At 53.4% G+C, this 20,388-nt stretch carries 19 protein-coding genes; 4 read left to right on the forward strand and 15 right to left on the reverse strand.

Annotated elements, in window-relative coordinates; all coding sequences use genetic code 11:
* Positions 1-26: 26 nt before the first annotated feature.
* The 8 genes from panB to dksA all read right to left on the reverse strand — a co-directional run bounded on the left by panB (position 27) and on the right by dksA (position 9,730).
* Complete coding sequence (gene panB, locus REH51_RS10860) at positions 27-818, reverse strand: 3-methyl-2-oxobutanoate hydroxymethyltransferase (protein ID WP_498935713.1); 792 nt, start codon at positions 816-818, stop codon at positions 27-29.
* A gap of 135 nt (positions 819-953) precedes the next feature.
* Positions 954-1,475, reverse strand: a complete 522-nt coding sequence (gene folK / locus REH51_RS10865) for a 2-amino-4-hydroxy-6-hydroxymethyldihydropteridine diphosphokinase (protein WP_009723727.1) — start codon at positions 1,473-1,475, stop codon at positions 954-956.
* A 7-nt stretch (positions 1,476-1,482) separates the two neighbouring features.
* On the reverse strand, positions 1,483-2,868 hold the full coding sequence (pcnB, locus tag REH51_RS10870) for a polynucleotide adenylyltransferase PcnB (RefSeq protein ID WP_009723726.1): 1,386 nt from the start codon (positions 2,866-2,868) through the stop codon (positions 1,483-1,485).
* 887 nt (positions 2,869-3,755) lie between these two features.
* Positions 3,756-5,141, reverse strand: a complete 1,386-nt coding sequence (locus REH51_RS10875) for a sigma-54-dependent transcriptional regulator (RefSeq protein ID WP_498935715.1) — start codon at positions 5,139-5,141, stop codon at positions 3,756-3,758.
* Positions 5,119-8,064: a sensor histidine kinase gene (locus tag REH51_RS10880; protein ID WP_498935717.1), complete on the reverse strand. Its 2,946-nt coding sequence runs from the start codon at positions 8,062-8,064 to the stop codon at positions 5,119-5,121. Before REH51_RS10880 ends, REH51_RS10875 begins: the two co-directional genes overlap by 23 nt.
* A gap of 16 nt (positions 8,065-8,080) precedes the next feature.
* Entirely contained in the window at positions 8,081-8,230 is a 150-nt protein-coding gene (locus REH51_RS10885; RefSeq protein WP_498935719.1) for a hypothetical protein, read from the reverse strand.
* 1 nt (position 8,231) lies between these two features.
* The gene (gene gluQRS / locus REH51_RS10890; RefSeq protein ID WP_009723721.1) at positions 8,232-9,131 is read right to left on the reverse strand and encodes a tRNA glutamyl-Q(34) synthetase GluQRS; all 900 of its coding nucleotides are present in this window, start codon (positions 9,129-9,131) and stop codon (positions 8,232-8,234) included.
* 161 nt (positions 9,132-9,292) lie between these two features.
* Entirely contained in the window at positions 9,293-9,730 is a 438-nt protein-coding gene (dksA, locus tag REH51_RS10895) for an RNA polymerase-binding protein DksA (protein ID WP_009723720.1), read from the reverse strand.
* 186 nt (positions 9,731-9,916) lie between these two features.
* Here dksA and REH51_RS10900 point away from each other — a divergent pair, with 186 nt between their 5' ends.
* The gene (locus tag REH51_RS10900; RefSeq protein ID WP_039869350.1) at positions 9,917-11,077 is read left to right on the forward strand and encodes an aminotransferase class I/II-fold pyridoxal phosphate-dependent enzyme; all 1,161 of its coding nucleotides are present in this window, start codon (positions 9,917-9,919) and stop codon (positions 11,075-11,077) included.
* The gene (sfsA, locus tag REH51_RS10905; RefSeq protein WP_009723718.1) at positions 11,074-11,802 is read left to right on the forward strand and encodes a DNA/RNA nuclease SfsA; all 729 of its coding nucleotides are present in this window, start codon (positions 11,074-11,076) and stop codon (positions 11,800-11,802) included. The genes REH51_RS10900 and sfsA overlap by 4 nt, the downstream gene beginning before the upstream one ends.
* On the opposite strand, the gene REH51_RS10910 is transcribed toward sfsA, so the two are convergent.
* The 6 genes from REH51_RS10910 to REH51_RS10935 all read right to left on the reverse strand — a co-directional run bounded on the left by REH51_RS10910 (position 11,799) and on the right by REH51_RS10935 (position 16,397).
* Positions 11,799-12,260, reverse strand: coding sequence for a DUF4426 domain-containing protein (locus tag REH51_RS10910; protein WP_009723717.1), 462 nt, complete (start codon positions 12,258-12,260; stop codon positions 11,799-11,801). The genes sfsA and REH51_RS10910 overlap by 4 nt on opposite strands.
* 38 nt (positions 12,261-12,298) lie before the next feature.
* The gene (gene metW, locus REH51_RS10915; protein ID WP_009723716.1) at positions 12,299-12,892 is read right to left on the reverse strand and encodes a methionine biosynthesis protein MetW; all 594 of its coding nucleotides are present in this window, start codon (positions 12,890-12,892) and stop codon (positions 12,299-12,301) included.
* The gene (gene metX / locus REH51_RS10920; RefSeq protein ID WP_009723715.1) at positions 12,892-14,088 is read right to left on the reverse strand and encodes a homoserine O-succinyltransferase MetX; all 1,197 of its coding nucleotides are present in this window, start codon (positions 14,086-14,088) and stop codon (positions 12,892-12,894) included. The genes metW and metX overlap by 1 nt, the downstream gene beginning before the upstream one ends.
* Before the next feature lie 64 nt (positions 14,089-14,152).
* Positions 14,153-14,746: a YggT family protein gene (locus tag REH51_RS10925; RefSeq protein ID WP_009723714.1), complete on the reverse strand. Its 594-nt coding sequence runs from the start codon at positions 14,744-14,746 to the stop codon at positions 14,153-14,155.
* 29 nt (positions 14,747-14,775) lie between these two features.
* Complete coding sequence (gene proC, locus REH51_RS10930; RefSeq protein ID WP_009723713.1) at positions 14,776-15,600, reverse strand: pyrroline-5-carboxylate reductase; 825 nt, start codon at positions 15,598-15,600, stop codon at positions 14,776-14,778.
* A gap of 80 nt (positions 15,601-15,680) precedes the next feature.
* A complete protein-coding gene (locus tag REH51_RS10935; protein WP_009723712.1) occupies positions 15,681-16,397 on the reverse strand; it encodes a YggS family pyridoxal phosphate-dependent enzyme in 717 nt (238 codons plus the stop codon).
* Positions 16,398-16,431: 34 nt separating this feature from the next.
* On the opposite strand from REH51_RS10935, the gene REH51_RS10940 reads away from it, so the two are divergent.
* Positions 16,432-17,475, forward strand: coding sequence for a type IV pilus twitching motility protein PilT (locus REH51_RS10940; protein ID WP_009723711.1), 1,044 nt, complete (start codon positions 16,432-16,434; stop codon positions 17,473-17,475).
* Between the two features lie 32 nt (positions 17,476-17,507).
* Here the strand turns inward: REH51_RS10940 and REH51_RS10945 are convergent, their stop codons facing one another.
* Positions 17,508-18,650, reverse strand: a complete 1,143-nt coding sequence (locus REH51_RS10945; RefSeq protein WP_498935721.1) for an anhydro-N-acetylmuramic acid kinase — start codon at positions 18,648-18,650, stop codon at positions 17,508-17,510.
* A 117-nt stretch (positions 18,651-18,767) separates the two neighbouring features.
* Between REH51_RS10945 and tyrS the strand changes: the two genes are divergently transcribed.
* Positions 18,768-19,967: a tyrosine--tRNA ligase gene (tyrS, locus tag REH51_RS10950; RefSeq protein ID WP_009723709.1), complete on the forward strand. Its 1,200-nt coding sequence runs from the start codon at positions 18,768-18,770 to the stop codon at positions 19,965-19,967.
* Positions 19,968-20,388: the final 421 nt, after the last annotated feature.

Genomic DNA, 20,388 nt, shown 5'->3' on the forward strand with positions numbered 1-20,388 from the left:
AGGGTCGCTGTCGTTCCAGGTGGCGCTTAAAAACAATGTTCAGCGGCTGGGGAAGTGCGGGTTTTAACCGCTTCATGGTAGTGTTCAAACGCGCTTTGAATGCTATCAGCGTCGGCCATGAAATTTTTGACGAAGCGCGGTGTACGGCCATGAGTGACGCCGAGTACGTCGTGCATCACTAGAATTTGACCATCGGTGTCGGGGCCAGCGCCGATGCCAATCACCGGTACGTCCAGAGCATCAGTTACCGCTTTGCCAAGGCTTGCTGGCACACATTCCAGCAGAATTACGGAAGCACCTGCCTCAACGAGCACTTTGGCATCATTGATAATTTGTTCGGCCTGGGCAGCTTCGCGGCCCTGTACTTTATAACCACCTAACTGGTAGACAGTTTGCGGGGTTAGCCCCAGGTGGGCGCATACCGGAACACCACGGCGGGTCATCTCACGGATACCGTCGGCCATCCATGCTTCGCCTTCGACTTTTACCAGTTCAGCGCCAGCACGCATTAATGCGGCAGAATCTTCTAGCAGGCGTTCCGTAGTGGCGTTGCTCATAAACGGCAAGTCCACCATTAGCAGGCTATGGCCTTTACCACGCGCAGCGCAGCGAGTGTGGTAGCAAATATCCTCAATGGTCACAGGAAGCGTACTACTGTGCCCTTGTAAGACCATGCCTAGAGAATCGCCGACTAACAGAACATCGATTCCTGCGGCGCTGGCGGCATGGGCAAAAGAGGCATCGTAAGCGGTCAGGCAGCTGAACGTTTCGCCGGCGCGCTTATACGCCTGCAGAGTGCTCAGGGTGACGGTTTTCATGGCGTGCTCTCGTAGTTTCTAAGTGGGCCGATGCGACGTGGGCAGCCGACCATTATTAACGTTGCATCCTTGCAAGCGTGAAGTGGCGTAACTGGCAATTGTTACCTGAATGGGGGCTTGGTGTCGAGATTTGTGTCAGACGGTAGCAGTCGTGGTGACACCTGGATCGCTCAGCCGTTGTATACCGTTTTGCTCAAGGTGCTTCAGCCACTCAGCAAGCGACTGTTGGTAAAGCACTATTGGCTCAAGTTGAGCAGCCGACACCAGTTCTTCAAGAGGCGCTAGTACAAAGGCGCGTTCATGCATATGGGGATGAGGAACCCGAAGCCTAGGGCGCATGATCGTGTCTTGATTGTACAGCAGTAGATCTAAATCCAGCGTGCGCGGCCCCCAGTGACGTAATCGCTGGCGACGGTGGCGTTGTTCTAGCCCTTGAAGCTGGTCCAGTAGTGCAAGCGGTGAAAGCTTGGTTTCGAGGGCTGCCACGGCATTAATAAAATCGGGCTGATCTTGAGGCCCTATTGGACGTGTTGCGTATAGAGACGAGTGAGCCACAAGCTGACAAAGAGGCAGTCCGTCAAGCTCTCGTAAGGCTTGACGAACGTGACCTTCCGGATCATCTAGATTACTACCTAGGCCAATGTAAGCAAGTGACATTGCATTCTCACTGCTCTGTTTTACGCGGTTTGCGGCGTTTTTTACGGCGACGATCACCCTGACTTGCAGGATCACTTCCCACTTTTTGTAGGAGCCGAAGTTGTTCGTGCTCATCACCTTGCTGAAAGGCATTCCACCAATCGCCTAAGCCGCGTGGAATTTCACCTGCTTGTTCACGTAACAGCAGCAAATCGTAGGCGGCTCGGAAACGTGGATGCTCGCGGGTTTGAAATGCCCGTTTGCCACGGCGTAGAGGAAGGCGAGCCTGTAGCTCCCAAATATCGCGCATTGGCATGCCAAAGCGCTTGGGAATCGAAATATGCTGTAACTGACGTGTGACTACCTGTTGTGCGGCAGTTTGTAGCGCCGGAATTGCGGGCATGCCTTCTCGCTCAAGCTCTGCTTGACGGTGCGCCACTGGTGCCCACAAAAAGGCGGCTAGCAGGAAGGCTGGCGTCACTGGCCGACCTTCCGCAATGCGCTTGTCGGTATTAGTGAGCGCTTGTTCGATCAGGTCTTCGGCCCAAGCGGCATCCGCCATGGCTTCTTCCGCTTCGGGGAACAGCATGCCAAACAAGTTGTAATGACTCAGCAAGCGGAAAGTAATTAAGCCGTGCCCCGACATGAATAGCTTGAGCACTTCATCAAACAAACGGGCGGGAGGGATTTGCAGTAACAGCGGCGCTAGATCGTACATCGGCTCTTCGGTGGCTGGCTCGATGGTAAAGTCAAGCTTGGCCGCAAAGCGCACTGCACGCAGCATGCGCACCGGGTCTTCCCGATAGCGGGTAACCGGGTCGCCAATTAGCCGCAGCGTACGCGATTCAATATCACGCGCGCCATTAGCGAAGTCATGAATCGTGAAGTCAGCGATATTGTAGTAAAGCGCATTCACGGTGAAGTCGCGGCGTAGGGCGTCTTCTTCGATATTGCCCCACACATTGTCTCGCAATAGCAGACCATCGTCAGATTGCTGGGCGATATGATCGCCGTGCTCGTCCTGAGGCTTGCCCCGGAAAGTGGTGACTTCAATGACTTCGCGGCCAAAGCGCACATGCACGATGCGAAAGCGCCGACCAATCAGCCGCGAATTACGAAACAGATCCCGCACCTGTTCCGGCGTTGCATTTGTGGCAACGTCGAAATCTTTCGGCATTTTGCCCAGCAGTGCATCACGAATGCAGCCGCCGACTAGATAGGCATCAAATCCAGCGCCATTGAGGCGATAGAGCACCTTTAACGCGGCCTCGCTGATTTGCTGACGAGAAACAGGGTGCTCGGAGCGCGGAATAATACGGGGACTGAGCGCATCAGCGGCGCTCTCTGGGGAATCGAGCAGGGATTTCAAGTGCTCTCCCGGGCTATGTAATAAACGGGTAAATCCTTTAAACATGCGGCGATATCGACTCGCAGGGTATCGAAAACGGTATCGATAAACGGTATCGAGAAACGTAGCGAAAAAATGACCGCATGGTTAGCGGTAAGTTGCTGAGTGTAGCCGACCCCTTGAGGCTTGCAAAGCACTCGAGCAGGGTTTGTAAAAGACGACTGCTTCAAACGCGGAAAGGGGAGGCTACAAGAGCCTCCCCTATAAAGCAGACAATCAGCGTCCATGCTGCTGTTTTTCTTCATGATGGCACATCGCCCTGAATACGCACCGCAGTCGGTAGGCGTAAGAACCAGTCTGATTCCGACCGCCTCGTATTCAAAACAATAATCCAACCGCGAACTTTTTCTCCCGGCGAGTTGTTGTTGGATCCGGGGTGTACACACATGCTGCTATTATTTTTATTTGGAAGCAGATTCTTTGTGTACGTCGCGTCCTTTTTTGGGCACTTGCTGGCTGTTGTTATTGTTCGCTGCGCCTATTCTGCTTAGCGCTAGCAAGTAGTGAGACTCAAGCCTGTTGTTCTTGTTAGTACTATGATCTCTGCCTGGCCCTGTTGTTTTTGTTGTGGCTCAGGTTGGGGCGGTGTCATTTTGTTTTTGTTAGCGACGTCCGCGCTGCCCATTTTGTTCTTCTTGCCCAGTAATACTGCACTTGCTGTGCCATCCTTTTTTTATTCTTTTATTTTCATGGGCTTGGAATTTATTGGCTATGCCAGGGAACTAATCTCATCGAATAGTGTTACCCATTTTTAACGGATTTTGTGTGTGTGTTGTGTGGGAAGGTAACAGTGTCTGGCGATAGGATTTAGAATATTTCTTATGCAAATCAATCTATTGGACGTTAGTCGTAGGGGCGGGGGGACGAGTGGCTTATTTAAGTCGTGCCACCGCCTAATTGGGGCGACGCGCGGTTTTTTTACGTGGAATTCCCAGACGCTGGCGTCGCTCCCATAAATTTTTACGGCTGATCCCCAGTTTTTGGGCTAACTCGGTTTCACTCATTTGATCCTGATGTTCCAGCACAAAATGCTGAAAATAGTCCTCAAGGGAAAGGTCGTCGTCGTCACCGCTTGGCGCTGACGATTCATTTGCTAATGCGGAGCCGTTACCTGCAGAAGAGTGAGGTCGGTTGGTAACAGGCCCAAGGCCTAGGTCATCTGGGTGAATCAAATGCCCTTCAGCGAGAATCACGCCTCTTTCCAGCGCATTCTCAAGCTCTCGTACGTTACCTGGCCAGGGATAGTCGCGCAGGTCCTGGCGGGAGGCTCGTGACAAACGAAGCCCTTGTCGGTCATGGCGCTTGCAGGCTTTATCTAACAGGATATCGGCTATCTTCAGTACGTCTTCTTCACGGTCGCGCAGCGGTGGCAGCTCCATCTGCATAACGTTGAGGCGATAGTAGAGATCTAGTCTAAACTCACCGCTTTTTGACAGTGCGCGTAAGTCTCTATGGGTGGCGGCGATCAGGCGCACGTCCACATGACGTGTTTCGACGGAACCAATTTTGCGGATTTCCCCTTCCTGCAGCACACGTAACAGCCGTGCCTGGGCATCCAGTGGTAATTCACCAATTTCATCTAGAAACAGGGTGCCACCGTCGGCGGCTTCGACTAACCCCGTTCGGGCAGCGCTAGCGCCGGTAAATGCGCCTTTTTCATGGCCGAAAAGCTCTGACTCAATCAGCGTTTCCGGTATCGCCGCGCAGTTCACGCAAATCAATGATGCTTTTGCGCGCTTGCTTTGCTGATGAATGGCACGGGCGACGAGCTCTTTACCTGTGCCGGATTCTCCTTGAATCAGCACGGTAACGTCTGCCGGAGCTGTCTTGCGAATGCGCGTGTAAACCTGCTGCATAGCCGTACAATCGCCGATCATGGTTTGGCGGCCACCTCCTTCATCGGTGATATCTGGTGGTGTGCCTTGCTGCATCGACTGTTTGTGTAGGATGCGTTCGACGGTTTCTAAAAGCTCGGTATGATCAAATGGCTTAGCAACATAGTCCACTGCTCCTTGCTTAAGCGCGTCGACGGCTGAGCGCATGCTGGCATAGCTGGTCATGATCAGCACTGGCGCGGGTGCTGCGGCCTCAATTAGGGCGGTGCCAGGATCACCAGGGAGTCGCAGATCGCTAATCACTAGATCAAATTCGCTAGGGGTCAGCTCACGTGCTTCTTCTGCGCTGCCAGCTTCGCTGACGGTATAGCTGTGACGTTCGAGTAAACGTTTTAAAGCGCTGCGAATAATCGCTTCATCTTCAACAATCAGTATCCTGGGCATGAGGTAGGTGATCATCCTGTTGGTAAAGCGGTAGCCAAAGCGTAATGGCAGTGCCGCGAGGCTTTCCTGGAGGCGGTGACGCAACCTCTATTTTGCCTTGGTGCTCATTGATAATTTGGTAGGCCAGCGAGAGCCCAAGCCCGGTTCCCTGGCCCGCAGGCTTGGTCGTGGTGAATGGCTCAAAAAGGCGATGCTTCACGCTTGAATCAATGCCATGGCCATCATCGGTAACCCGCCACCAAGCATGGCTTGCCTGTTTGCCTGCTTCGATATGCACCGTGCCCTGAGCGTCGCAGGCATCTTTGGCATTGCTCAGTAAGTTGACCATGACCTGGGTTAATCGCTGAGCGTCGCCACGCACCACGATGTCATCTGGACACTCATTGGTAAAGCTTACATCCTCCCCCGAGCGAGCTAAATGGATCAAGTGCAGCGCGTCTTCGCTAATGGTGGAAAGCGAAGCGGGGGACGCTGGTAATGGCAGAGTCTGTCGGCCGCCGTGGGCAAACCCGACCAGCGAGTTAACAATCTTGGTGACTCGTTGGGTTAACTGTTGAATTTGGTCAGCCGTTTCCAGTAACGCTGGGTCATCGGTATCGTAGCGCAAGTTTTGTGCTAGTGACGAAATGCCTGTGATGGGGTTGCCGATTTCATGCGCCACGCCCGCCGCAAGCTGCCCAATGGATGCCAAACGAGCTGCGTGTACAAGCTCCTCTTTTAGCCACTTCATTTCAGTATGGTCTTCTACCAGGATTACGCTGCCGCCACGGCTGTCGTGCCCGCTCAACACTGCTTTATGAAGGGTGAGGAAGTAATCCTTACCATGTAGCGATACTGCTTGTTTATACAGCGGTGTTTGATTGGCATTGAGTACGCTACCCAGCAGATTGGGCCAGGGTGGGGGCAGGCTATCTCGGCGTGAGCCAATCACGCTATCGCCGCTAATCCCGGAGAGCACTGAAAGCGCCTGATTCCACATTAACAGCTCATCATCGTCGCCCAGCACGCACAAGCCGACGGGCAAGTAGGCCAGCGTTTGCCGGTGATGACGGCGCAAGCCATCCAGCTCCCGAGCCAGTCCAGTGAGCCGCGAACGATAGGCTTCAAGACGACTTTCGACAAAATGAATATCGTCAGTGACCGGCGCATCGTCGTGGCGATAAGGTAAGTAGCGATCAACAATATCTCGTGCGACGGAAGGCCCCATTAAACCAGATAAATTAGCCTGGATTCGGTCGCGCAGGCGGCGCAGTGCATAGGGGCGGCGCTCCTGGGGTGTTAGGTTTAGCGCCGTCAGTGCGCGGTCAACTTCACGGCTGGCAGCCTCATCACCCAACGCTTGGGCAAGGGAAGTAGAAAAGTCCCCAGCCGTGGCTGCTTCCAGTGGTAAGCGTTTTGAGCGAATGACTGCGTCTACAGAGCACGCTTCGGCCGCAGAGCGTTCACCTTCTGAGATGCGGGTAAATAACGACACAATGATCAGCAGTAAAATATTAACCGCTAAAGAAACAAGCGTAACGTTATACCAGATGGGCGCATCCGCAGACATCAGAGGGGTGAGGGGCAGCGAGAGCATGGGTAGCTCGAACAAAAGTGGCAACCATAAACCCCACAGCCAAATGATGATGCCGCCCATTAGCCCGGCGATCATGCCCTTGCGGTTCGCGCCAGGCCAGTACAACAACGCCAGCATGCCCGGCAGGCACTGCGCCATGCCTACAAATGCAGCTAGCCCCAGGTTTGTCAGCGAGTGGTAACGGCCAACGCTTTCAGCAAATAGCCATCCGCCCGCAATCACAGCGACGACTAAGCCGCGACGTAGCCATAGTAGCCAGCCGTATAAATCGCTACGCGCCTCCGGGGGGCGAGCCACTAGCACCACGTGGTTTAGCACCATGCCCGAAAGAGCTAGCGCAATCATCATCATAGTGCCGCTGGCGGCGGCAAGGCCGCCAATGAAGGCTAACGCGCCTACCCACCAATGTTCTGACATCAAGAAGGCGGCGTAGGCTGCAACCGGAACCGTCTCGTTTACTGATTGTGCAGCCCACCAGATCAAAGGCACTGGAAGCGCCATCAGCAGCAGAAACAGCGGTAATGTCCAACTGGCTTGAAGCAGGGTGTGGCGAGAAAGGCTTTCTGCAAACGTAATCTGAAATAGATGCGGCATCATGAAAGCGGCCGCAAAGAACAGCAGTAGTAGCGTGCGCCATTGGGGCGCTTCAAGTTGTGGCGTTGCGGCTTGAGCTGCGGCTCCTGGTCCTTCTAGCCACTGTTGTAATCCGTGAAGCCCATCAAACACCCACCACAGTGCAATAGCACCCAGCCCCAGCATCGCCAGCAGTTTGATGATCGATTCAAAAGCAATCACGCTAAGTAGTGTGTCGTGACGATGTCGGTGGCTGTGGCGCGCGCCAAACAACACCGCACAGCCTGCGATTACACCGCAGAACAGCAGGGTAGCCGCTGCGCTGTAGCGGCTGCCGGTGAGCAGGTATACCGCATCGCTTAAGGTTTGTACTTGGATACCCAGCAGTGGCATCACAGCTAATAGGCTGATCAATGTTACCAGGGTACCTGCCCATCGAGATCGATAGCGAAACGCAAATAGATCCGCGAGTGAAGATAGTTGATAAGTTCGGGTAATGCGTTGTATAGGCACGAGCAAAACGGGCGCCAACAGAAATGCCCCGGCTGCACCCAGGTAATACGCTAGGTAGCCAAAGCCTGCTTTCGCCGCAAGTTCAACACTGCCATAGATTGCCCACGCGCTGGCGTATACGCCCAGTGCCAGGGTGTACACGATAGGATGGCGCGTTATGCGCACGGGCACCCAGCCACGCTCAACGGCCATGCCGCAGGCAAACAGCAGGGCCAGATACCCTAAGCCCAGCAGCACTACCCCCAACAGCTCAACGCTCATCTAACTTCCTTTTTTGCTAAAGCCATAGCGTTAGCGCGATCAGGCCGCCCCAAATAGCAAATGGGCGATACCAGGCAACGCTTGGATCTCCCCAGCCGTCCATCAGTAACGGCGAAAGCAAATATCCGCCAAAGACCAAGAACAGCAGTATGCGATAAACGTACATATTAAGACTCTGGTTGATAGCGGCGGTGGGCGGTGGCGACAAGCTTTTCAACAGACCAATGTGCCATTGCCCAGTGTAGCTGCGTTTCTGGCGGCTCTTGAGCCAGTGTGTCAGGGGGCGCTTGATCGAGTAATTGCAGTGCTTGAAACAGCTGTTGGCGAATGTCGCCGGCATCTTTGGCTAATGCAGGGGCCAGGTTTTGCTTAGAAAGCTTTTGACCATCTTGAGTAACCACGAGTGGTAAATGCAGGTAACTGGGGATTGATAAGCCAAGCGCTTCCTGTAGCTGGCCTTGCCAAGGCGTGTTATCCAGCAGGTCATAACCGCGCACAATATCGGTAATGCCTTGGTCAGCATCATCCACTACGACGGCGAGCTGGTAGGCCCAAAGCTGATCTTTTCGTTTAAGCACAACATCACCCAAAACGTCAGGGTCGAACTGTTGGAAACCAAAAAGCCGATCTTGCCAAGTAATTGGGCGCTTTGCCAGGTCGCTGCGCAGCCGCCAGGCAACTGGCTTTGTGGCATCACGAACGCTGTCGCGGCACCAGCCAGGGTAGGTTGAGAACGCTTGCCACTGCTTTCTCGAACAGCTACATGGGTAAGCCAAGCCTTGGGCAGCCAGTTGATCAAGCGCCTGCTGATAAGCCTCATTACGGTGACGCTGCCAGCGGATTTCTTTATCCCAATGAAGCCCAAAGGCGTCAAGCTGACGCAGAATTGTATCAGCAGCGCCTTCAGGGCAGCGGGGTGGGTCGATATCTTCAATGCGCACCAGCCACTGCCCGCCAACAGCGCGGGCGTCTAAATAGCTGCCTAGGGCGGCCACTAGCGAGCCAAGATGAAGTGGCCCTGACGGTGTGGGAGCGAAACGTCCCCGGTAGTGCGTGGTATGGGTCATGACAGCCTGAATCGGTTGTTCAAATAGCGCCAGCGATTAACTACGATGATAAGTACAGCGATAAATACAAGATGACAAACAAAAACGGGCACCTCAAGGGTGCCCGTTGGACGCTTTAGCTTGTAACAAACTAGCAGCTTGTAGCGTATTAGCGCCGATGGTTAGCCACCGAGCTGTTTCTCTTTTAGCTCTGCCAGCGTTTTACAGTCAACGCACAGCGTCGCTGTGGGGCGGGCTTCAAGACGACGAATGCCGATTTCAACGCCACAGGCTTCACAAAAGCCGTAGTCGTCTTCATCGATTTTTTCGATGGTTTCGTTGATCTTTTTCAGCAACTTGCGCTCGCGGTCCCGAGTGCGCAGCTCCAGGCTGAAGCCCTCTTCTTGAGTAGCGCGGTCAGCGGGGTCGGCGTAGTTATTAGCGTCTTCCTGCAGGTGGCGTACGGTACGATCCACCTCTTCCATGAGATCTTGTTTCCAGTCTAGAAGGAGCTGGCGGAAGTGCGCGAGCTGCTTCTCGTTCATATACTCTTCGCCCGGTGCTGGCTCATACGGGGTGAAGGACTTGGACGCTTCCGGTTTCTTTTCCGCTACTGGCATGGGAGTGCCCCTTACGTATGTGACTGCTGATCGACCATGAGCGTGTGTCACGATCTCACGCCAAAGGGATGCTTGTTTAGCTGAAAATTGCGCGCGATGCAAGCATAATAGTGCATTTTCGACCATGGTCTTGCCCCTTCAACGACCTGTGTCATGATTTTTCTACCATTTAGTGAAGGTACCGTTATGGGCTGGAATTCACGTGTTAATCACGTTGCGCCTTTTCGCGTGATGCATTTATTGGAAATGGCCCAGGCTCGAGAGGCCGAAGGCCACGATGTAATTCATCTGGAGGTTGGCGAGCCTGATTTTGCGACGCCGGCACCGATTGTTGCGGCAGGCCAGCAAGCGTTAGCGACAGGAAAAACGCGCTATACACCCGCGGCAGGCCTAGCGTCGCTGCGGGAAGCAATTTCAGGACATTACGCCGAGCATTTTAATGCCACGGTGGACCCCGCGCGTATTCTGGTAACCCCTGGGGCCTCTGGGGCGCTGCTGCTGGCTAGCCAATTACTGGTCGAAACAGGCGACCGCGTTTTGATGGCCGATCCCAACTATCCGTGCAATCGTCACTTTATGGCCTTAGCTGGCGCAGATATTGATACCATTCCCGTGGGTCGCCAAAGCGGATGGCAGTTAACCGCGTCGTTGATTGAGCAGCACTGGAAGGCCAATACATGCTTAGCCATGCTGGCTTCCCCGTCTAATCCTACGGGGCATACGTTGAGCGCTGAGGCCCTAGCCGCGGTATTCAATACCGTATCTGCGAAAGGCGGCGAGGTGATTGTTGATGAGATTTACCAAGGCCTAAATTATGACGATGCGCCGCTATCGGCGACATCGCTTTCCGACCAAGCCTTTGTGGTTAACAGCTTCTCTAAATATTTCGGTATGACGGGTTGGCGCCTGGGCTGGTTGGTCGCACCTGAGCATGCTGTCGAGCCGCTTACCAGACTGGCACAAAACGTCTTTCTTGCTGCTCCGACGCCTTCCCAACACGCGGCGCTGGCCGCCTTCACTCCAGAGTGTCGAGACATTCTGGAAGCGCGCAGAGCAACGCTCAAGCAGCGACGTCAAGTGTTGTTGGATGGGTTAGCGCAGTTGGGACTTGCCCCGGATCTGCCACCCCAAGGGGCTTTTTATCTGTGGTTGGATATTTCCCATTACAGCCGAGATAGCCAGGCATTCTGTGAGCGGTTGCTGGTTGAGGAGAACGTGGCAATCACTCCGGGCATTGATTTTGCGGTGGAGGGAGGTGAGCACCATGTGCGTATCGCCTTTACTAACAGCGTTGAACGGTTACAAGAGGCCGTGGAGCGCATCGGTCGTTTCGTGAGCCGACTATGACGACCTATCCTGAGTTGGTGTCTGGAGTGCTGCTGCGTCGCTATAAACGCTTTTTGGCTGATGTGCGATTGGAAAGTGGTGAGGAAGTTGTTGCCCACTGTCCCAACACCGGTTCGATGAAAGCGGTGAATGTGCCCGGTTGCCGAGTGTGGCTGTCGCGGAGTGATAATCCCAAGCGCAAGCTGTCTTGGACCTGGGAGTGGATTGAGTTGCCGCAGCCAGATGGTTCCCAGGCATTGGCTTCTGTCCACACTGGCCGAGCCAACCGTATCGTGGAAGAGGCTATTTTGGCTGGTGATATCGCGCCATTGGCAGGCTATCAAACGCTCAAACGGGAAGTGAAAATCAGTGATGCAAGGCTCGATTTTTGGCTGAGTGATCCTGATAAGGGCGGAGTCTATGTTGAAGTTAAGCAGGTCACCCTTAAAGAAGCTGATGGTCATGGTTATTTTCCTGACTCAGTCAGCGTGAGGGGGACCAAGCATTTGCATGCATTAACCGCGCTTGTCGAGCAGGGTGAAAGGGCCGTTCTGCTATTTTGTGTGGCCCATGAAGGCATTCACGATGTAGCCCCAGCGGCTCATATCGACACGGCCTACGCCGCCGCATTAGTGAATGCGGTTAACGCAGGCGTTGAGGTACTGGCCTATGGTATTACGCTGGATTGGCATGCGGGAGCGCCGGTAGCGGTGCGATTAGCACGGACGCTACCGATGAGGAGTTAACGCTCGATATAAAAACGCTGAATAAAGCTGACCCGCTCTGGGCTGGCATTGCGGTCGTAGCGAACGTCCAAGTTAAAACGCGTGGGCTCGTCGTGGCGCAGGGCAAAGGTGGCTAAGTGATAAGTGGCATCACCATCGTGCACGGTACGAAAGCTTAGCGACTCTTGGACATCGGTCAGGCCTGTCACATGGCCTTGTACGCTGGCGTTAACGGCGCGGGTGCTGCCGTCTTCTTGGCGTTCGCGTACGCTCACATTGACCAGTCCGCGGCCTGCACTGCGCTGAATGCCGTGCGCTTGGGCAACTTCTGGGGTAAGAAAACTGGTGGCCACGGCACTGTAGTGGATCTCGTAGTCACCTATCCGTGTTAGCTGCTCAGCTGCCGCGTGGGCGGCGAGGAGCAGCGAGCAAAGCATTGTAGTAAACAGGGTAGTTCTGCGTAGCACTCGATAAACCATGGCAGGTCTCCTCTTATGGGTCGTCAAGCTAGAGTAAATTAGCGACGGCGCACTCTAAAAATAGCAATTTCACCGAATAGGTTGGGCCACCATTTTGATGTCCAGTGCCCTTTGTGATCGCCAACCCCTACCGCGCGATCAACAATCACCAACCCTTTTTCACGGCACAGATGCTCGAAGTCGTTAAAGGTAGAAAGGTGGATGTTGGGTGTGTCATACCAGGCATGGGGTAGAGATTTAGAGACCGGCATATAGCCGCGTAGACCGAGATGAACTCGGTGTCGCCAATAAGCAAAATTAGGAAAGGTGATAATGCCTTCCTCGGCGACGCGTAGCATTTCATCGAGCATTTTATCCGGGCGACGTAGCGCCTGAAGCGCCTGGGTCATTATGACTTGATCATAGCTGTTGTCGCAGAAACTACTGAGGCCATCATCTAGGTTATGCTCAATAACGTTCACGCCCCTGGCGACACACTGGGTAATACCGTCGGGGTCGATTTCTAACCCGTAGCCGGTAACATTTTTTTCCTGTGCTAAACGCTCAAGCAGAGCGCCATCGCCGCAGGCTAAATCCAGCACGTGAGCCCCTCGGGGCACCCAGTCGTAAATCAGTTCAAGATCCGCGCGCATTACAGGCTTTCCTCTCTGGCTGTTTCTTCGATATTCAGCTCTCTGGCTATGCGAGTCATAAATGCGCTGAACAGAGCGTGGTAACGCGGTTCGGGCAGTAAGAAAGCATCATGCCCGTGAGGAGAGTCGATATTGGCATAGCTAACGGATTTGCCTGCGCGGGTGAGCGCGTCGACGAGTTCTCGAGAACGAGAGGGCGGGAAGCGCCAGTCAGTGGTAAAGCTAACGATCAGAAAAGGGCACTGTGCCGGTGCTAGTGCGCTGGCTAGGTCGCCTGTTTGAGTGGCGGCGGGGTCGAAGTAGTCAAGCGCCTTGGTCATTAACAAATAGGTGTTGGCGTCGAAGGCGGTAGAGAACGTATCGCCTTGATAACGCAGATAAGACTCAACCTGGAACTCGACATCAAACCCAAAGTTCAGGTCGTTGCTGCGTAAGTCGCGGCCAAATTTACTGCCCATGGCATCTTCGGAGAGATAGGTGATGTGGCCCACCATACGTGCCAGTTTCAAACCGCGTTTCGGAACCGTGTCGTGCTCTGCATACCAACCGTCGAAGAACTCAGGGTCAGAGCGAATCGCCTGACGAGCCACTTCGTTAAAGGCAATATTCTGGGCGGAAAGCCGTGGCGTAGCGGCAATCACTACCGCATTGGCGACACGCTCAGGATAGGTCATTGTCCACTGAAGCACCTGCATACCACCCAGGCTACCGCCCACTGCAGCGGCCCAACGTTCAATGCCCAGTTGGTCGGCTAGACGTGCTTGGCTGGCTACCCAGTCACTGACGGTAACCATAGGGAAATCAGGCCCCCACTGGCGGCCGGTTTCAGGGTTGTGGCTAACAGGGCCTGTACTGCCATGGCAGCCGCCCAGATTATTTAGCGATACCACAAAAAAGTGGTTGGTATCGATAGATTTTCCGGGGCCAATATGGGCATCCCACCAGCCAGGTTTGCGGTCTTCGTTACCGTGGTAGCCCGCCGCATGATGGTGTCCCGATAACGCATGGCAGATCAACACAGCGTTATTACGCTCAGCGTTTAGCGTGCCGTAGGTTTCGTAGATAAGCTCGTACTCAGGCAGCACCTTGCCACAAGCAAGCGGGAGCGGCGTATCAAATTTCGCTACATGGGGGGTGACGAGGCCAACGGAGTCCGCCGGCCGGTCAACGAAAGCGAGAGTGTCTGAATCAGGCATCGAAAGCGCTAGTCCTGCAAAAAATAAATCCTGCTAAAAAGAGGCCCTGGGGAATGTTACGCGGTTACAGCCCAACCAGTGCGCCAGAGATACCCGCAGCGCGGATCAAAGCCCCCACCACTAAGCCATCCACCAAATTAATCGCAATAAACACCACGATGGGTGATAAATCGATCATGCCGAGTGGCGGAATGACTTTCCGAACAGGGGCCATAATAGGCTCGACTAACTGCATTACCAGCAAAGCACCTGGGTGGCTAGCATTCGGTGCTACCCAGCTCAGAATAATCATCACAATCATGGCAAAGAAGTAAATCTTTAATATGGCGTTGGCCAGTGCCGCAATGCCAGCAATCAACAGTCCTGGAATGGGCGGCATGCCAACGCCAATCACCATGAAAATGGCCACCATGCTAACCACTTTCAGCACAAAACCCGCGGCTAACGTGGCAAGGTCAAAGCGCCCAGCCACGGGACCCAAGAAGCCCTGAAATAACCCTACGACAGGCTGGGTGATTTTAACCACTGATTGGCTAAGCGGGTTGTAATAATCTGCCCGCGATGCCTGCAGCAAAAAGCGCAGCATCAGTAAGAATAAATAAATATTGATTAACGAGTTAACGAGCATTAACCCGGCACTGCCCACTTGACTACCCATTGCTGCCTCTCCGTTGCATAGTTGCGTATTTAGTTGGCGCTAAGTTCCTTGGACATGGCTTCTGCGCGCTGGGCACAGGCCTGCATGGCGTCGGCGATGGTAGCGCGTAGTTGCGCATCTTCCATGTGCTGAATAGCACGTTCTGTTGTGCCGCCTGGTGACATAACATTTTGTTTAAGCGTGGCCGGATCTTTGTCGCTACGCTGGGCCATAGTAGCGGCACCTAGCGCTGTTTGAATGGCCAAGCGTCGTGCCGTAGCGGCAGGCAAGCCAAGTTTGACAGCGGCTTCTTCCATCGCCTCAAACATTAAAAAGAAATAAGCCGGCGCACTGCCTGATACCGCAGTTACTGCATCAAGAAGGCTCTCTTCTTCAACCCACTCCACAATACCAACTGCTTCCATGAGTTGTGTTGCTAGCGTGCGTTGCTCTTCACTCACCGCGCTGTTGGCATATAAGCCGCTGGCACCGATACCGACCAATGAAGGGGTGTTGGGCATGCAACGAACTAACGCATTACTACCACCTAGCCATTGATCAATGGTGGCTGCATCCAGACCCGCCGCGATAGAAATAATCAGCGGTGATTGCTGCTGTACATTATCCCGCAGCGCTTCGCATACGCTGCGCATAATCTGTGGTTTGACCGCGAGTACGACTACGTTGGCGTCTGCGACGGCTGCGTTGTTATCGGTGTTCGTGTTAATTCCTAAGCGTGCTTTTAGAGGTGCTAACTCGTTTTCATTAGGGGCAGTGGCAGTGATGTCGCTAGGAGACACACCACTATCGATGAGGCCGCCGATAATGGCGCTGGCCATATTGCCTGCGCCAATGAAGGTAATCTTGCTCGCCATGTGGGTATCCTTTTTTGCAAAAAAGCTGCATCGGGCAGCATGGGGTGTTAGTCGTCTTAACGCTATTCAATAAGAGGGCACTACTGAGCAGTGTGCTGAGTGGTGCGTGCGCCAAAAATCGCCGTTCCTAAACGTACCAGCGTTGCGCCTTCTAAAACAGCGGCTTCTAGATCGTCGCTCATCCCCATCGATAGCGTATCCAGAGGGGCATCAGGTAGCGCTGCCTGAAGGTCTTCCAGCAGTTGGCGCAATGCTGCAAGGGGTGTTCGTTGTTCTGCAAGGCTGTTAGCCGGGGCAGGAATCGCCATGAGCCCGCGTAGATTCAGACGTGGTAGGACGGCTACTTCTTTCGCCAGTGCCATCACCTCATCAGGCATGACGCCCGACTTAGAGGCCTCGCGGCTAATATTGACCTGCAAACAAATGTTGAGCGGCGGTAAGTGCTCCGGGCGTTGTTCGCTTAATCGTTTGGCTATTTTTAAGCGGTCAACGCTGTGCATCCAGGCAAAATTTTCTGCCACTGCACGGGTTTTGTTGGACTGTAGAGGGCCAATGAAATGCCACACAATACCGTCTAAGTCGGTCAGTTCGGCTTGTTTCTCCAGTGCTTCTTGTAGATAGTTTTCGCCGAATTCACGCTGCCCATGGTGCCAGGCTTGGCGAATCATGGCGGCGGGCTTTGTTTTACTAACGGCTAGCAGCGTTGCGCTATCGAGTGGGCGTTCAGCCATTTTTAATGCGTTACTCAGGCGTTCGCGGGCCTGGGCGAGTGACTCGGGAAGCGCGATGTCTGTCATACTCAAGCACCTTACCGCTGCTGGGAAAAGAGAGATGGATATTACCGAACTGCTGGCATTCTCGGCAAAGCAGAATGCATCTGATCTGCACCTTTCTGCCGGGCTTCCACCTATGATACGTGTTGATGGCGATATTCGTCGGCTTAATGTGCCAGCGATGGACAATAGTGAAGTTCGCCGCCTGATTTTTGACATTATGAATGAGCAGCAGCGTCGAGACTATGAGGCGCACTTAGAAGCTGATTTTTCATTCGAAGTATCTGGGGTGGCTCGTTTTCGTGTTAATGCATTCCATCAAGTGCGGGGGGCTGGAGCGGTGTTTCGTACGATTCCTAACGACGTGCTTTCAATGAGCACCTTGGGGATGGGCGACGTATTCGAGCGATTAGCAATGCTGCCAAGGGGGTTGGTGTTGGTGACCGGGCCAACCGGTTCGGGCAAAAGCACCACGTTGGCTGCAATGATCGATTACATTAATGATCATCGTTTTGAGCATATTTTAACGATCGAAGACCCTGTTGAGTTTGTACATACCAGTAAGCGCTGTTTAATAAATCAGCGTGAAGTGCATCGAGATACGCGCAGTTTTACTGCCGCATTGCGCAGCGCATTACGTGAAGACCCTGATGTCATTTTGGTCGGCGAACTTCGAGATCTAGAAACCATTCGGCTGGCGCTCACGGCTGCTGAAACTGGCCATCTAGTGTTTGGCACGCTGCATACGACGTCAGCGGCGAAAACAATTGATCGCATTATCGATGTGTTTCCTGGGGAGGAGAAATCGATGGTTCGCTCAATGCTATCAGAGTCGCTGCAAGCAGTGGTCTCTCAAACATTATTGAAGCGCCAGGGTGGTGGGCGTATTGCGGCCCATGAAGTGTTGATTGCTACTGCCGCGGTTCGGAATTTAATACGTGAAGATAAGGTTGCTCAAATTTATTCAGCCATTCAGACCGGAGGCAATCTTGGCATGCAAACGTTAAATGCATCGCTTGCTAAGCTTGTTAAAGAGGGCGTGGTGAGTATGGAAGATGCACAGGCACAAGCCAAAGGCACACTCTCGTTAAACGATGACTAACAAGCGTGTGCTATGGGCATTGCAGGCTTGGGTTAAAAGGCGTAAATGCCCCCCAGGACTCGCGGGCCACTGGCACCCGTGACGGAAGGTAAGTTGCCGGGCAGGCCGTGCAAGCGTTGATGGGCAAGCCAGGCAAAAGCGCCTGCTTCAATCCAGTCTTCGGGCCAGCCTAGGTCTGCGGGAGACTTAAATGTCGCATTGGGTAAGTGTGATGCGAGTCTCGCCATTAAATAAGCGTTGTGTGCACCACCGCCACAAGCAATTAATGTCATGCTGTCGTGGGTCGCTGGCAATTGCTGAATGCCCTGGGCAACGCTTATCGCGGTCAGTTCCGCTAGCGTAGTTTGCACATCGCAAGCAGCTTCGTGGCCCGTTAACTTATTTTCTAACCATGCCAAGTGAAATAGTTCGCGGCCGGTACTGCGCGGCGGTGGTTGATGAAAAAACGGCTCGTTAAGCAAGCGTTTTAGTAATGCTTGATCAATCTGCCCGCCAGCGGCCCATGTGCCATTTTGATCAAAGCGCCCATCGTGATGCTTCGCAAACCAAGCATCTAACAGCACATTAGCTGGTCCTGTATCAAAGCCAATTGCGGGGATGCTGGAATCGCTGGGTAGCCACGTCAGATTCGCAAAGCCCCCTAGGTTTAAAACAAGCTGCTCGCTTGTCTGGCGACCAAACAGGGCTTGGTGAAATGCCGGTGCTAATGGCGCTGCTTGGCCACCCGCCGCTAAGTCCCGTCGGCGGAAATCAGCTACCACTGTGCAGCCGGTTAGCTCTGCCAGTAGGCTGGGGTTATCAAGCTGTAGTGTATAGGCTGGGGCTCCGTGGTGGCCGCCGGGAGCATGCTCAATTGTCTGCCCATGGCTACCAATAGCGTGAATTTGCGCTGGTGAGATCTGTTGCTGAGTCAGTAGTGCTTTCACGGCGTTTGCTTGTAGCTGGCAAAATGCGCTTTCGGCTTCTGCAAGCTCTGCAAAGCTTACTTGCTCGGCATGGCACAAGTTCAGTAGTAGGTTGTGAAGCGACTGGGGCATTGGCGATGCATGAGTGGCAATGAGCTCAGGTGGTGATTGTGGTGCTATAGCGACCAGCGCGGCATCAATGCCGTCCAGGCTGGTGCCCGACATTAACCCAACATAATACGACGGTAAGGCAGGGGGGGGCGTTTTCATAAAGCGGCTCATCCAAAACGTAGTGAAGGCTCAACCAGGGCGATAGGGCATGGTAACATCGCCCGTTATTCAATATCTGACGCCTATAACGGCATATATTACATGGAGAGAGAGGCAATGAGTGAGGTGGATCAGGCGTTAGCGCTACTGTCGCGGGGCACGCATGAAATCCTAGTAGAGGATGAGCTAAAGAAAAAGCTGGCGTCTGGCCGTAAGCTGCGTATTAAAGCAGGGTTTGACCCGACAGCACCTGATTTGCACCTTGGGCATAGTGTGCTGTTAACAAAAATGCGCCAGTTCCAGGATCTCGGCCACACCGTTATTTTCCTGATCGGGGATTTCACGGGTCGTATAGGCGACCCCACTGGTAAAAACGTCACTCGTAAACCACTCACCGAGGCCGATGTAAAAGCCAATGCCGAAACCTATAAAGAGCAGGTATTTAAAATTCTCGATCCCGAGAAAACCGAGGTGCGCTTTAATGCCGAATGGTTTGGTGAGCTAAGCGCCGCTAAAATGATTGAGCTGGCAGCGCAAAGTACGGTCGCGCGGATGCTGGAGCGTGATGATTTTGAAAAGCGTTATAAAGCTAATCAATCTATTGCGATCCACGAGTTTCTTTACCCACTCGTTCAAGGCTACGACTCAGTAGCGCTCGAGGCTGATGTTGAGCTGGGTGGAACCGATCAGAAATTTAATCTGCTGATGGGCCGAGAAATCCAAAAGCACTTCGGTCAAGAGCCTCAGGTCGTGATCACCATGCCGTTACTCGAGGGGCTGGACGGCGTGCAGAAGATGTCCAAATCGTTAGGTAACTACGTTGGTGTCGATGAAGCGCCGGGCTCTATGTTCAATAAGCTGGTGTCTATGCCTGATAGCTTAATGTGGCGTTACTTTGAGCTGCTCTCTTTGAAATCCAACGAAGAGATTGATGCGCTTAAGCAAAGCGTTGAGCAAGGAGCTAACCCGCGTGACGTGAAAATGGAACTAGCCCGCGAGCTTATTGCCCGCTACCACGGAGATGAGGCGGCCGCTAATGCGCACAAGTCGGCGGGGAATCAGCTAGCAGAAGGTGAATTGCCGGAAGACCTGCCTGAGGTAGAGGTAGACTTTGAAGGTAATGAGCAGGCGCCTATTGCAGCAGTACTCAACCGTTCTGGTCTCACCAAGAACAGCGCCCAAGCCAAAGACATGTTGAAAAACGGTAGCGTGAAAGTAGATGGGGACGTTGCTACTCAGGACACCATGCTGGCTACGGGTAGCGCCTACGTTATTCAAGCAGGTAAGAAACGTTATGCCCGTGTAACGCTTACCTAACGTTTTTGATAACTTTCTCAAAAAACCACTTGCCAAGTCGGCAGCGAATCCGTAAAGTACGCATCCGCTGCCGGGGACGCACAGCGTTACCAGCGGTGATTGAAGTTGAAAAACTTCGGTTTGTCAGAAGGTTAGCGAAAATATTGCAGAGAAAGTTTGCGGTGTCTTCAGTCGCCTTGTGAGACGAGTTAAAAGGAAAGCAGCGTAATCTCGCTTTCTTCGCTCACTCGCTTCACTCACTCAAAACAGTGATTGACAAACACCAGGAAATGCGTAGAATACGCCTTCCTCGCTGAGGCAAACCAGCTCAACGGTTAGCCAGTTTTGTTCAGCGAAAACAGCTCTTTAACAATTTGATCAGGTAATTCATGTGGGCGCTTGCCGATGAGGGTGATAAATCACCAAATATCAAGGCAAGCGG

The sequence above is a fragment of the Halomonas bluephagenesis genome (assembly GCF_054790765.1).

Bases quoted from the DNA above. Each gene is read 5' to 3' on its own strand.
- panB (WP_498935713.1), bottom strand. From the start codon at position 818: ATGAAAACCGTCACCCTGAGCACTCTGCAGGCGTATAAGCGCGCCGGC.
- folK (WP_009723727.1), bottom strand. From the start codon at position 1,475: ATGTCACTTGCTTACATTGGCCTAGGTAGTAATCTAGATGATCCGGAA.
- pcnB (WP_009723726.1), bottom strand. From the start codon at position 2,868: ATGTTTAAAGGATTTACCCGTTTATTACATAGCCCGGGAGAGCACTTG.
- REH51_RS10875 (WP_498935715.1), bottom strand. From the start codon at position 5,141: ATGCCCAGGATACTGATTGTTGAAGATGAAGCGATTATTCGCAGCGCT.
- REH51_RS10880 (WP_498935717.1), bottom strand. From the start codon at position 8,064: ATGAGCGTTGAGCTGTTGGGGGTAGTGCTGCTGGGCTTAGGGTATCTG.
- REH51_RS10885 (WP_498935719.1), bottom strand. From the start codon at position 8,230: ATGTACGTTTATCGCATACTGCTGTTCTTGGTCTTTGGCGGATATTTG.
- gluQRS (WP_009723721.1), bottom strand. From the start codon at position 9,131: ATGACCCATACCACGCACTACCGGGGACGTTTCGCTCCCACACCGTCA.
- dksA (WP_009723720.1), bottom strand. From the start codon at position 9,730: ATGCCAGTAGCGGAAAAGAAACCGGAAGCGTCCAAGTCCTTCACCCCG.
- REH51_RS10900 (WP_039869350.1), top strand. From the start codon at position 9,917: ATGGGCTGGAATTCACGTGTTAATCACGTTGCGCCTTTTCGCGTGATG.
- sfsA (WP_009723718.1), top strand. From the start codon at position 11,074: ATGACGACCTATCCTGAGTTGGTGTCTGGAGTGCTGCTGCGTCGCTAT.
- REH51_RS10910 (WP_009723717.1), bottom strand. From the start codon at position 12,260: ATGGTTTATCGAGTGCTACGCAGAACTACCCTGTTTACTACAATGCTT.
- metW (WP_009723716.1), bottom strand. From the start codon at position 12,892: ATGCGCGCGGATCTTGAACTGATTTACGACTGGGTGCCCCGAGGGGCT.
- metX (WP_009723715.1), bottom strand. From the start codon at position 14,088: ATGCCTGATTCAGACACTCTCGCTTTCGTTGACCGGCCGGCGGACTCC.
- REH51_RS10925 (WP_009723714.1), bottom strand. From the start codon at position 14,746: ATGGGTAGTCAAGTGGGCAGTGCCGGGTTAATGCTCGTTAACTCGTTA.
- proC (WP_009723713.1), bottom strand. From the start codon at position 15,600: ATGGCGAGCAAGATTACCTTCATTGGCGCAGGCAATATGGCCAGCGCC.
- REH51_RS10935 (WP_009723712.1), bottom strand. From the start codon at position 16,397: ATGACAGACATCGCGCTTCCCGAGTCACTCGCCCAGGCCCGCGAACGC.
- REH51_RS10940 (WP_009723711.1), top strand. From the start codon at position 16,432: ATGGATATTACCGAACTGCTGGCATTCTCGGCAAAGCAGAATGCATCT.
- REH51_RS10945 (WP_498935721.1), bottom strand. From the start codon at position 18,650: ATGAAAACGCCCCCCCCTGCCTTACCGTCGTATTATGTTGGGTTAATG.
- tyrS (WP_009723709.1), top strand. From the start codon at position 18,768: ATGAGTGAGGTGGATCAGGCGTTAGCGCTACTGTCGCGGGGCACGCAT.